Source organism: Actinobacillus seminis (assembly GCF_002263215.1).
Taxonomy (GTDB): domain Bacteria; phylum Pseudomonadota; class Gammaproteobacteria; order Enterobacterales; family Pasteurellaceae; genus Actinobacillus_B; species Actinobacillus_B seminis.
On sequence record NZ_NLFK01000007.1, the window covers coordinates 23,008 to 35,523 of the forward strand.

The following is a 12,516-nucleotide window of genomic DNA, read 5'->3' on the forward strand; positions in this document are numbered from 1 at the left end:
CAAGAAATATGACCATAACACAATTTGAAGATTTTGATTTAGCGCCGGAATTATTACGCGCCATTGCACAAAAAGGCTACACTCGCCCCACCGCCATTCAAGCACAAACCGTTCCAGCGGCAATGGAGGCGCGCGATATTTTAGGTTCTGCGCCAACCGGAACGGGAAAAACTGTGGCGTTTTTATTGCCCGCACTGCAACACTTGCTCGATTATCCTCGTCGCAAACCCGGTGCACCGCGCGTATTAGTCCTCACGCCGACACGTGAATTGGCAATGCAAGTCGCACAACAAACTAAAGATTTGGCACAATTTACCTCATTAAAAATCGCCACCATTACCGGCGGCGTGGCTTATCAAAATCACGGTGAAATTTTTAACCATAATCAAGATATCGTGGTCGCCACACCAGGACGCTTGTTGCAATACATCAAAGAAGAAAATTTTGATTGTCGCGCCGTGGAAATTTTAATTTTTGACGAAGCCGATCGAATGCTGCAAATGGGCTTTGGGCAAGATGCGGAAAAAATTGCTGCCGAAACTCGCTGGCGCAAACAAACGTTTTTATTTTCCGCTACGTTAGAGGGCGAATTATTAACCGATTTTGCCGCGCGTTTACTTAACGATCCTCTTGAAATTGATGCAGAACCCAGTCGTCGTGAACGCAAAAAAATTCAGCAATGGTATTATCACGCCGACAGCCAAGAACATAAAATCAAATTGCTGGCACGTTTTATCGAACAAGAACAGGTGACGCGCGGTATTGTGTTTGTGCGTCGGCGGGAAGATGTGCGCAAACTGTCGGAAACCTTACGCAAACGTGGAATTCGCAGTACGTATTTGGAAGGCGAAATGGCGCAAACCCAGCGCAACAATGCTATCGATAAACTGAAAAATGGCGTGGTGACCGTTTTGGCAGCAACGGATGTAGCGGCGCGCGGAATTGATATTGAAGATGTCAGCCACGTGATGAATTTCGATTTGCCTTATAGCGCAGATACTTATTTGCATCGTATCGGACGTACTGCGCGAGCCGGTAAAAAAGGCGCAGCGGTGTCCTTTGTGGAAGCTCATGATTATAAATTATTGGGAAAAATTAAACGTTATACGCAGGAAATTTTAAAAGCGCGCATCTTGGAAGGACTTGAGCCACGAACCAAACCGCCAAAAGATGGTGAAATCAAAACCGTGAGCAAAAAACAAAAAGCGCGTCTAAAAGAAAAACGCGAAGAAAAGAAAAAGGCGAAACAGAAAAAAGTGAAAATTCGCCATAAAGACAGTAAAAATATCGGAAAACGTCGCAAACCAAGCGTTGAAAATGCACATTCAGAAAAGGCCAATATCGCTGAAAAAGCAAACAAAAAAGCCAAAAGCGCGGTCAATTCTGAACAAGTTTAAGATGATTGATGGTGGAGTTTTATTTCCAATTGGAGTTATGATCACCTGCGCCTTTGGTTTATCGTGCCGAAGTACTATAAACAAAGATGAAAAAACCTTGCCGGTTTTACCGACAAAGTCGTCTTTTGCATTATTTATGCGGAATATTGGCGAGTAATTTGGTCAATAATTGCCAATAGGTTTGTACCGCCGGAATATGCACTTTTTCATCCGGTGAGTGTGCGTTTACAATCGTCGGTCCAATAGAAACCACGTCTAATTCCGGATAGATTTTTTTCAATAATCCGCATTCCAATCCGGCGTGGATAACCTTGATCGCGGGAGTATAGCCTAACACTTCCGCATAAGACTGTTCGGTCAAGGCTAAAATTTCGCTTTCTCTTTGCGGCTCCCAGCCCGGATATGCACCGGAAAAACTCACCTGCGCGCCGGAAAGAGTTGCTAAAGAGCGTAATAAAGACTCCACATACTCACGTCCGCTTTCAATTAATGAACGCAGCAAAATAGTACCGATGATGCGATCTTCCTCGGTTTTAAGTACACCAATACTTAGCGACGTTTCCACCACACCTTCAACCACATCACTATAGCGAATAACGCCATTTGGCAGCAAATTCCATAAATTCACTGCTGATACCATCGTTTTCGCCGAAAAAACTCGAACCGGTTTTGCACAAGGTTGTAGCGTTAAGGCAAGATTTTTTTCCACTAACGCTAATTCGCTTTGCAATAACACCGCAAAATTTTTCACCGCACTTTGCAAAATTTCAATGTCCCCATCAAAACATAAGGTCGCAAAGGCTTCGCGCGGAATGGCATTGCGTACGGAACCGCCACGAATTTCACTTAACGCGAAAGCAAAGTGCGGTTGTTTCTGCTGCAATTCCGCTAAAAAACGCGCCATCAATTTGATTGCACTGGCACGCCCGGTGTGAATATCACAACCGGAATGTCCGCCATTTAATCCTTTTAAGCTCACTTGGTAACTGTGAGTAAATCCATTGGTTTCCCATTCAATTGGCTGCGTTAACTCCGCATTTTCCCCGCCGGCACAACCAATATAAATCTCTCCGTTTTCTTCGGTATCCGTATTGATCATAATTTGACTTTGTAACCAGTTCGGACGCAATCCCAGCGCACCTTCCATGCCCTGTTCTTCGGTCATGGTCAATAAAACTTCCAACTCCGGATGCGCCAGATCATCGCCGGCAAGCACCGCCAACGCCGACGCCATACCAATACCGTTATCGGAACCCAAGGTCGTCCCTTTGGCGCGAACCCATTCACCATCAACATAAGGTCGGATCGGATCTTGAGTAAAATCATGTTGAGTATCTTCATTTGCCTGCGGCACCATATCCAAATGTGCCTGCAACACTACTGATTTGCGGTTTTCCATACCGGCTGTTGCCGGTTTTCGGATTAACACATTCCCCACCTCATCACGTTGTACAAAAAATTGTTTTTGTTTTGCCCATTCGACAATAAATTCAGCCAGTTTTTCTTCATGATATGAGGGATGCGGAATCGCACAAATTTGCTCAAACCATTGCCACAACAGTTTTGGTTGTAATTGTGTAATTTCAGACATTTTTTTCTCCTTAAAATGTGAAAAAATTCGTCAAAATAATAGCATAAAAATGTATTTCGAGTTATCCTATTGCAATTTTATTTATCAGTCGGTTATCAACCTACATTTTATTTAAGGTGAATTATGAGCGAAAAATATGTGGTAACTTGGGATATGTTTCAAATGCACGCCCGCAAATTAGCAGAACGTTTACTTCCCGCAACACAATGGAAAGGAATTATTGCTGTCAGCCGCGGCGGATTATTTCCTGCAGCAGTTTTAGCGCGCGAACTTGGTTTACGCCACGTAGATACCGTGTGTATTTCCAGCTATGATCACAACAAACAAGGTGAATTAACCGTATTACACGCCGCACAAGTAGAAAATGGCGGGGAAGGTTTTATTGTAGTTGATGATTTAGTAGACACCGGCAATACCGCGCGTGCAATCCGTGAATTGTATCCTAATGCGCGCTTTGTCACCGTTTTTGCCAAACCTGCCGGTGAAAACTTAGTAGATGATTTTGTGGTAGAAATTCCACAAAATACTTGGATTGAACAACCTTGGGATATGGGAGTTACGTTTGTCCCGCCATTGGCAAGAAAATAGTTTTAAGCTTTTCAAATAAAAATCCGCACGTAATAAATATGCGGATTTTTATTCAAATCTAATAACTCAAAGCTCGTTTATTCTTCACGCAAAGGGACAACTAACATATCAACAGTGATAGTGTTCATCACTTGACGTGTGGAAGACATCAATTTGCTCCAAAAATCTTGGTGATGTCCGGTCACTAATAAATCCACATCATATTGCTCAATTGCATCAGATAAAACTTGACCTAAATCACCACTACCGCTTAGTTTTTCAGATACCGGATAAGCGGATTTTTCCGCTAATTGAACTAGCGCTTGGTGCGTTTCCGTTGAAATACGATCTTGCATCGAAGACATATTCACATCAATTAATCCGGTATAAAGATCAGAGAAATTGACATCTACATGAATAATTGAAAGTTTCGCCTCATGTCTTTCAGCGACACCGGCGGCTTTTTCCAACAAAAACGGACTTTCTTCAGAAAGATCTACGGCTACTAATACATGTTTATACATAATCGACTCCTTATCTGATCTTGGACTTAATTACCTCTTGTTGAAATCATAGTAGCATTCTTCCTGTAAAAAAAATATGCCCTTGATCACGTTTTCGAAAAAAAGGTTAGATTTTTTCATCTTTATTTTGCCTTCCAGCCGGATTAGGATAAAATTTCCGCCATAGTCTATCATTTCGGAATGAAAATATGTCACATAGCATACAAGATTTTATCCGGCTAATTGCGCAACTTCGTGATAAAGAAAACGGTTGTCCTTGGGATTTAGCACAAGATTATCGCAGTATGATCCCCTGTTTATTGGAAGAAAGTTATGAAGTGGTTGACGCCATTGAGAAAGAGCAAGTTGATGATTTAAAAGAAGAACTTGGCGATTTATTATTACAAGCGGTGTTTTTAAGCCAATTAGCCCGCGAAGAAGGAAAATTTACCTTTGAGGATGTGGTCGATAATGTCAGTCGTAAAATTATTCGGCGCCATCCTCATGTTTTCGGCGAACAAAAAGCACAAAATGCCGCGCAAGCTTTGCAAAATTGGGATGCGGTTAAAGCAGGCGAAAATCAACAAAAAGGACATCAGTCTATTTTAGACAATACGCCGTCGGCATTTCCTGCTTTAATGCGCGCGCAAAAATTGCAAAAACGCTGCGCCAAAGTCGGTTTTGATTGGCAGGAAATTGAGCCTGTATTTGACAAAGTGAAAGAAGAATTGGATGAAGTGCGGTCGGAATTTCAGAAATTCCCACAAGATCCGCAAAAAATTGCTGAAGAAATAGGCGATTTATTATTTGCTACCGTCAATTTAAGTCGCCATTTACATTGTTCCGCGGAAGAAAGTTTGCGCCAAGCCAACTTAAAATTTGAACGACGTTTTCGTTTAGTGGAGCAAAAACTGAAAGCACAAGGTAAATCTGTTGAGCAAAGCTCTTTGCCGGAAATGGATGTGCTATGGGATGAAGTGAAAAAAGAAGAAAAAGCCAAATAAAGGAAAGCGTTAACTTGTTATCAAGTTAACACTTTTTCAAACGCGATTATTGTTCGGTTTTTAATTGATTAATGCTTGCTTTATTGAACAGGTAATGGGTACCGCAACATTCACATTGCATATCAATGCTCCCGTTATGTTCAGCTAAAATTTCATCAATTTCCTCATCCGGCAACAATAATAGCGCCGCACCGGAACGTTCTTGCGAACAACCACAGAAAAACGCAATATCTTGCGGCGTGAAAATCTCAACCGTTTCTTCATGATACAAACGATACAACAATTCTTCCGCATTTAAGCCGAAAATTTCCTCGTCTTTTACCGTGGCGGTTAAGGTTGCCAAATGTTCAAAATCTTCCGGCGTGCCGGAACCATCCGGCATAATTTGTAGCAGCATACCCGCCGCTACCGGTTGGCCGTTAAATTCACCGGTACGAATGAGCAATTGCGTATCCAATTGTTCCGAACGGACAAAATAATCTTCCAAACATTGCGTAATTGTCGGTTTATCCAGCGCGATCACGCCCTGATAACGCTCCCCCTCTTCCGGCGCAACAGTGATCACCAATACCCCTTTACCGACCATCTTCGCCAAGGTCATGTCGTCATGAATTTCCCCTTGCAAACGCGCCAACGCGCGAATTTGCCGCTGATCCGAACCGTTAACCAACGCCAATTTAAGCGGACCGTCCCCTTGAATTTGTACCGTAATATTACCGGAGAATTTCAATGTCGCGGTCAGCAAAACCGTCGCTACCATCATTTCACCCAACAAATTCTGTACCGCTGCCGGATAATGGTGGGTGTTTAATGTCTCTAAAAATGATTGATTTAAACGCACCCACTCGCCGCGTACCGCGCGATTTTTGAATAAATAGCGGTAAAGTTTGTCGTTATCATTGTTGTAATTCATTTTATTTCCTATGTTTTCTACTCTCGCCCTATGCGAATGCTTCTCTATATGGGAGTAAATTTAAAAATCACAACCCTATTCTTGATATTTAAACTTGAGTAAATCACGCCGCTCTTTTTTATTCGGACGTCTTTCCGGATGCGGCATGGAAAGCGCATTATTTTTACGCGCTATCGCTAATTTTTCCCGCATCTCAACACTTCTTTCGGTTTCACAATACAACAATTGCGCTTCCGGCGCACCTCGTCGTTGAACAGAAAGTGCGGTCACTTTTACTTCTTTTTCTTCATTACCTTGACGCAATTTAATCAACGCACCAATTTCCACCATCTTATTTGGTTTTGTACGTTGTTGATTATAATGCACTTTTCCACCATCAATCATCTCTTTCGCGATAGTACGGGTTTTATAAAAACGCGCAGCCCATAGCCATTTATCCAGACGCACACCCTCGTCTTTAGGTTCTGCTTTATGTGCTTGTTTCGTCATACTTCACTCACCAACTTCATATAATTATCCACGCTGACATGGCGTAAAAAGGTTTTATTTGCTAAGGAACTGTCGGGATTTTCCACGCCAATAGTATAAGCAATACCAAATTGATGCGCGCTGTCCAGCACCTTTTCCGTATCATCAATAAACAGGGTTTTCGCCGGTTCAAAAGGATATGCTTTTTGCAAATTATGCCATAATTGCCGCTCAATTTTCGGCGCACCAAATTGATGGCTGGATAATAACAAATCAAAGTGCGGTGCTAAATCGCAATGTTTTAATTTCACTTCCAGCGTAAATGGATGGCTGTCGGTTAACAAAATACGACGAATACCTTTACGTTGTAAAATATCCAAAAACGGATACACATCCTCCCGCACTTGCACCTGCGATCCACGTTCCAACAACAATTCGCGTAGCGGTAAATCTAATTCTTTTGCCCAAAAATCAATATCATACCAATTAATACTATGTTCAACGGCATCATAGCGTTGCTTTAATTGGCGCTGACTTTGCTCCGGCGATATTCCGCACTTTTGCGCATAATATTGCGACACATGATAACGCCAAAAATAGTGGTCGAAATAAAGATCAATGAGCGTACCGTCCAAATCCAAAATCACGGTATCTATGTGCGTCCAATTTATTTTCTTCATTTGCTTTCCTTTTTCGTTCTCACTCGTTACGCTTTATGGTATCGTTATTCCATCATTTTTTACAAGAAGTGGATATGCAAGAGCTAAAAAAACCGGAGATTTTGTCCGTTTCCGTGGCGGCAAAATCCCGCATCTTTGAAATTCAAAGTGTTGAACTGAAATTCTCCAACAATGAATATCGTGTTTATGAACGCCTTAAACCCTCCACTCGCGCCGCGGTTCTGATATTGCCGTTAGACGGGGATACTTTGTTGCTGGTGCGCGAATATGCGGTGGGAACCGAACGTTACGAGCCGGGTTTTCCCAAAGGATTGATGGATCCGGGTGAGACGCCACAACAAAGTGCCAATCGTGAATTACAAGAAGAAATCGGCTTAGCCGCCAAGAAATTAACCTATTTACGCACGGTCAATATGGCGCCAAGTTTTATGCACAGCCCAATGCACATATTTATCGCGCAAGATTTTTATCCATCTAAATTAGAGGGCGATGAACCTGAACCCTTGCAAGTGGTGCGCTATCCCTTGCGCGATCTCGACGACTTATTGCAAAATCCCGATTTCAGCGAAGCCCGTAATCTGGTCGCACTTTATGCCCTTAGAGATTATCTAAAAAAATAATCTTTTTATGTTATTTCATAAAATTTAACCGCACTTTTAGTAACTTCTTCCACTCAAATTACTTTTATTTTAGAGAAAGTGCGGTAAGATGGTTAACCCTTTTATAACAATTGCTATGTTAGAGGAAATTATGCAAAAATCTCACTTAGCACCCACTTTGCAAGAACTCACGTTCCGCGGAATGTTACTGGGTGCATTAATTACGGTAGTTTTCACCACCTCCAATGTCTATCTTGGTTTAAAAGTCGGCTTAACATTTGCTTCATCAATTCCTGCCGCTGTAATTTCCATGGCAGTGTTAAAAATGTTTGCCGGCTCGAATATTCTCGAAAATAACATGGTACAAACCCAAGCCTCCTCGGCAGGAACCTTGTCTTCTGTGATCTTTGTCATCCCCGGTTTATTAATGATGGGATATTGGCAAGGCTTTCCATTCCTGCAAACTCTGTTAATTTGTACTGCCGGCGGGATTTTGGGCGTGATTTTCACCATTCCATTACGCCAAGTGATGGTGGTTAAAAGCGATCTGCCTTATCCGGAAGGTGTTGCCGCCGCAGAAATTTTAAAAGCCGGTAATCATGCCGAAGGTCAAAATAGCGAAAGTGGGATTAAAGAAATTGCCACCGGCGGTGTGATTGCCGCACTTATCGGCTTTCTGACTAACGGATTGCGTGTGGTCGCCGACAGCGCCAGCTTATGGTTTAAAGGCGGCAATGCGGTATTCCAAATCCCGATGGGTTTCTCTTTAGCTTTATTAGGTGCCGGTTATTTGGTTGGGATTGTCGGCGGAATCGCAATTTTAATCGGTATCGCCTTAACCTGGTTAGTCGGCGTCCCTTATTTCACCACCCTGTTCCCAATGACACCGGATGCCGATATAGTTAATCACGCCTTGAGCATGTGGTCCGGGAAAGTGCGATTTATCGGCGTAGGGACGATCGGTATCGCCGCTATTTGGACATTATTGGTATTAATGAAACCAATGATTCAAGGGCTGGCTCAATCATTCCGTGCCTTAAAAGATCCGACTTTACGCCCAAAAGACAGCACCCAGTTGGATTTATCGCCGAAAACCATGATTTATATCACCTTAGCCGCTATCTTATTAATCGTCTTGGCATTACATAATTTCGTCGCCGACGCACCAATTTCGGCAGAATTATCCATGCTATTAATTATTGCCTGCACCCTGTTGGCTGTACTTATCGGCTTCTTCGTCGCCGCGGCTTGCGGTTACATGGCGGGGCTTGTCGGCTCCTCTTCCAGCCCGATTTCCGGTATCGGCATTATTTCCGTAGTATTAATTTCCATCACATTAATGCTTATCGGCAAAGCATCCGGCTTATTAGATAGCGCAGAAGGACAACAATTTTTGACCGCATTAACCATCTTCTCCGGCTCAATTGTCGTCAGTACGGCAGCAATTTCCAACGACAACCTGCAAGATTTAAAAACCGGTTTATTGGTCAAAGCAACACCATGGCGCCAACAAGTAGCCCTTATTATCGGTTGTATCGTGGGTGCCTTAGTGATCGCGCCGGTATTGGAAATTCTCTATCATGCTTATGGTTTTGCCGGCGCAATGCCGCGTCCGGATATGGATCCGTCACAAGCCTTATCCGCGCCACAAGCCACCTTGATGACCGCTATCGCCAAGGGGATTTTCTCCAATAATTTGGAATGGACTTATATTTTCATGGGGATTGCCTTGGGATTAGGCTTGATCATCATTGACGCCATATTGAAAAAATCCAGCCAAAATCGTCTGGCTTTACCGGCGTTAGCGGTGTGCATGGGGATTTATTTGCCACCGTCTGTAAATATGCCTATCGTTATTGGGGCAATTTTGGCGTGGTTAATTAACCGCCACCTCACCGGCTTTGCTCAACGAAACGGTAAAAACGTGCAGGATATGCAGAAAAAAGCCGATCGTTACGGAACGCTCTTTGCCGCCGGGTTAATTGTCGGCGAAAGTTTGATTGGCGTGATTTTAGCCTTTATTATCGCCGCTTCCGTCACCTCCGGCGGTTCCGACGCGCCGCTTGCTTTAAACTTGGAAAACTGGGGAACGACCGCAGAAATTTTAGGTTTAATCATCTTTGTCGCCGGAATAGGTATTTTCACCTTACGAGTTTTACGCGCAAAACGATAAAACTTACCTAAAAAATTCAACCCTATGCCAAAACATAGGGTTGGAAATCATGCCCAAAATGACCGCATTTCCCACCACTACCTTTGCCCATAAATTCAGCGGCAAAAGTGCGGTTAAAATTAAACCGGTTTTTACTATTTTCAATAGTATTTATCCTCATGAAAGATATAATCACTCGTCATTGTACTTTCCAAAAAAATGGAAAAATGCTATATTGCTCACACTTTTTTCGTTTTAGCTCGACAATTTTACCGATAATTATGGCAAATTACTACGACGCAACACTCGCTCTTGCCGGCATATGTCAATCCGCAAAATTAGTACAACAATTCGCCCTTAACGGTCAAGCCGATGAGCCTGCTTTTCGTGCCAGTCTAAACAGCCTATTACAAATCCAACCGGAAAACACGCTCTCGGTTTATGGCAACCATGAACAAAATTTAGCTTTAGGTTTACAAATTTTAATGGAACAACTTAATGGTAGCGAAGCGGATGTCGGTCGTTACTGGTTAAGTTTATTAGCATTAGAAGGAAAGTTGAATAAAAATCCGCAAGCGAAAGCCGAATTAGCAAAGCGTATCCAATATTTGCCCTCCCAACTTGTCCATTACGATTTATTTGACGAACAAATGCTATCTACATTAGCTTCCATCTACGTGGATGTGATAAGCCCTTTAGGCAGTCGCATTCAAGTCAAAGGCTCGTCGCAATATTTGCAACAATTAGGTATACACAACCGTATTCGTGCTTGTTTACTGGCGGGAATTCGTTCCGCTGTACTTTGGCGCCAAGTGGGCGGTTCCAAATGGCAACTACTATTTTCCCGACGCAAACTCGTCGCCACCGCACAACAAATTTATTCATCTCTTTAATTGAGGAGCAATCTTAATATGCAACTTAACGCCTTAACCGCACTTTCCCCGATTGACGGTCGTTATCAAGACAAAGCCGGCGCCTTGCGCTCAATTTTTAGTGAATTCGGATTATTAAAATTCCGTGTAACCGTTGAAGTTCGTTGGTTACAAAAACTGGCGGCGACCGCACAAATTACCGAGGTTCCTGCGTTGTCCGGAGAAGCAAACGATTACCTTAATCGCATTGTGGCGAATTTCAGCCTACAAGATGCCGAAAGAATTAAAGAAATCGAGCGTACCACTAACCACGACGTTAAAGCTGTCGAATATTTTTTAAAAGAAAAAACCACCGCACTTCCGGAATTGGCGGCTATCAGCGAATTTATCCATTTCGCTTGCACATCGGAAGATATTAACAACCTTTCTCATGCATTAATGCTCAAAACCGCGCGGGAAGAAGTCATTTTACCGGAATGGCAAAAATTAATTAACGAAATTACCCGTCTGGCAAACGAATACAAATCCATTCCGCTGCTGTCTCGTACCCACGGACAACCGGCATCACCGACCACCGTCGGTAAAGAAATGGCAAACGTTGTCTACCGTCTAAAACGCCAATTCAAACAACTGCAACAAACTGAAATTCTTGGTAAAATTAACGGCGCGGTAGGCAATTACAATGCCCATTTAGCCACCTATCCGGAAATTGACTGGCACACGTTCAGCGAAGAGTTTGTCACCTCTTTAGGCATCACTTGGAACCCGTACACCACGCAAATCGAACCGCATGATTATATCGCTGAACTGTTCGACAACGTGGCTCGTTTTAACACCATCATCATCGATTTTGACCGTGATCTATGGGGTTATATCGCCTTAAATCATTTCAAACAACGTACTGTCGCCGGTGAAATCGGTTCCTCGACTATGCCGCACAAAGTCAACCCAATTGATTTTGAAAACTCCGAAGGCAACTTGGGGCTTGCTAACGCCATCATGTCCCATTTAGGCGCCAAATTACCTATTTCCCGTTGGCAACGTGATTTAACCGACTCCACCGTATTACGCAACCTCGGCGTCGGTTTAGGCTATTGCTTAATTGCCTACGCAGCCACTTGTAAAGGCATCAGCAAATTGGAAGTTAACGAAGCGCATTTACGTGATGAATTAAACCAAAACCGGGAAGTGTTAGCGGAGCCGATCCAAACCGTGATGCGTCGCTATGGTATTGAAAAACCTTATGAAAAATTAAAAGAGTTAACGCGCGGAAAACGTGTTGATGAACAAGCTATGCGCGAATTTATCGAAAAATTAGAAATTCCGGCAGCAGAAAAAGCACGTCTCCAACAACTCACTCCGGCAACCTATATCGGCGCCGCCATTGAGTTAGTTGAAAAACTTTAATTTCTCTACCGCACTTTTATCGCGACAGACTTACATTGACATCCTCCCCGCCTAAGGCTGGGGAGAGTTCCTATCAGATCCCACGTTTTGCGAGGGCTATTCTCAACGGATTTCTACTGCCAATTTTCTTGTGAGATTTACTTCATCGCCACTCAAGTCGTGTTTCGCCCTGATTTATTTTAAGCTGAAAAACTGCTTGCCCATAGGCTACTACATTTAATGCACCACATCGGCATTTTCCGTATACACGTTCTCAATTATTCATCAATTCATCGAGCAACAACAAACACCAGATAAATTAGCATGAAACGGTTTCGTCGTTTTTGCCTTATATCCCCGCCCTCAAGGACGGGGTTTTAGGAT

The 12,516-nt window shown here is 43.1% G+C and carries 13 protein-coding genes; 7 read left to right on the plus strand and 6 right to left on the minus strand.

The window, feature by feature from the left end; genetic code table 11:
• Positions 1-8 precede the first annotated feature (8 nt).
• Positions 9-1,397: an ATP-dependent RNA helicase SrmB gene (gene srmB, locus CFY87_RS07695; protein WP_094946630.1), complete on the plus strand. Its 1,389-nt coding sequence runs from the start codon at positions 9-11 to the stop codon at positions 1,395-1,397.
• Positions 1,398-1,527: 130 nt separating this feature from the next.
• Here the strand turns inward: srmB and CFY87_RS07700 are convergent, their stop codons facing one another.
• Entirely contained in the window at positions 1,528-2,988 is a 1,461-nt protein-coding gene (locus CFY87_RS07700) for an aminoacyl-histidine dipeptidase (protein ID WP_094946631.1), read from the minus strand.
• 123 nt (positions 2,989-3,111) lie between these two features.
• On the opposite strand from CFY87_RS07700, the gene gpt reads away from it, so the two are divergent.
• The gene (gene gpt, locus CFY87_RS07705) at positions 3,112-3,576 is read left to right on the plus strand and encodes a xanthine phosphoribosyltransferase (protein ID WP_094946632.1); all 465 of its coding nucleotides are present in this window, start codon (positions 3,112-3,114) and stop codon (positions 3,574-3,576) included.
• Between the two features lie 77 nt (positions 3,577-3,653).
• Here gpt and uspA read toward each other — a convergent pair whose 3' ends face one another.
• The gene (gene uspA, locus CFY87_RS07710) at positions 3,654-4,079 is read right to left on the minus strand and encodes a universal stress protein UspA (protein ID WP_094946633.1); all 426 of its coding nucleotides are present in this window, start codon (positions 4,077-4,079) and stop codon (positions 3,654-3,656) included.
• A gap of 188 nt (positions 4,080-4,267) precedes the next feature.
• Here uspA and mazG point away from each other — a divergent pair, with 188 nt between their 5' ends.
• Positions 4,268-5,062, plus strand: a complete 795-nt coding sequence (gene mazG, locus CFY87_RS07715; RefSeq protein ID WP_094946634.1) for a nucleoside triphosphate pyrophosphohydrolase — start codon at positions 4,268-4,270, stop codon at positions 5,060-5,062.
• Positions 5,063-5,108: 46 nt separating this feature from the next.
• On the opposite strand, the gene hslO is transcribed toward mazG, so the two are convergent.
• From hslO to yrfG, 3 genes are all read right to left on the minus strand, one after another.
• Positions 5,109-5,975, minus strand: coding sequence for an Hsp33 family molecular chaperone HslO (gene hslO, locus CFY87_RS07720; protein ID WP_094946635.1), 867 nt, complete (start codon positions 5,973-5,975; stop codon positions 5,109-5,111).
• Between the two features lie 75 nt (positions 5,976-6,050).
• Positions 6,051-6,464 carry a ribosome-associated heat shock protein Hsp15 gene (gene hslR, locus CFY87_RS07725; RefSeq protein WP_094946636.1) on the minus strand — a complete coding sequence of 138 codons (414 nt, stop codon included), beginning with the start codon at positions 6,462-6,464 and terminating at the stop codon, positions 6,051-6,053.
• Positions 6,461-7,123, minus strand: a complete 663-nt coding sequence (yrfG, locus tag CFY87_RS07730) for a GMP/IMP nucleotidase (RefSeq protein ID WP_094946637.1) — start codon at positions 7,121-7,123, stop codon at positions 6,461-6,463. Before yrfG ends, hslR begins: the two co-directional genes overlap by 4 nt.
• Before the next feature lie 74 nt (positions 7,124-7,197).
• Between yrfG and nudE the strand changes: the two genes are divergently transcribed.
• Both nudE and CFY87_RS07740 read left to right on the plus strand, forming a co-directional pair.
• Positions 7,198-7,743 carry an ADP compounds hydrolase NudE gene (gene nudE, locus CFY87_RS07735; protein ID WP_094946638.1) on the plus strand — a complete coding sequence of 182 codons (546 nt, stop codon included), beginning with the start codon at positions 7,198-7,200 and terminating at the stop codon, positions 7,741-7,743.
• 130 nt (positions 7,744-7,873) lie between these two features.
• Positions 7,874-9,895 (plus strand): OPT family oligopeptide transporter, encoded by a 2,022-nt coding sequence (locus CFY87_RS07740; protein ID WP_094946639.1) that lies wholly within the window; start codon positions 7,874-7,876, stop codon positions 9,893-9,895.
• A 3-nt stretch (positions 9,896-9,898) separates the two neighbouring features.
• Here the strand turns inward: CFY87_RS07740 and CFY87_RS11720 are convergent, their stop codons facing one another.
• Entirely contained in the window at positions 9,899-10,039 is a 141-nt protein-coding gene (locus CFY87_RS11720) for a hypothetical protein (RefSeq protein WP_158216624.1), read from the minus strand.
• Between the two features lie 116 nt (positions 10,040-10,155).
• Here CFY87_RS11720 and hflD point away from each other — a divergent pair, with 116 nt between their 5' ends.
• Both hflD and purB read left to right on the plus strand, forming a co-directional pair.
• Positions 10,156-10,767: a high frequency lysogenization protein HflD gene (hflD, locus tag CFY87_RS07745; protein WP_094946640.1), complete on the plus strand. Its 612-nt coding sequence runs from the start codon at positions 10,156-10,158 to the stop codon at positions 10,765-10,767.
• A gap of 18 nt (positions 10,768-10,785) precedes the next feature.
• Positions 10,786-12,153 carry an adenylosuccinate lyase gene (gene purB / locus CFY87_RS07750; RefSeq protein WP_094946641.1) on the plus strand — a complete coding sequence of 456 codons (1,368 nt, stop codon included), beginning with the start codon at positions 10,786-10,788 and terminating at the stop codon, positions 12,151-12,153.
• The last annotated feature ends 363 nt before the right edge of the window (positions 12,154-12,516 follow it).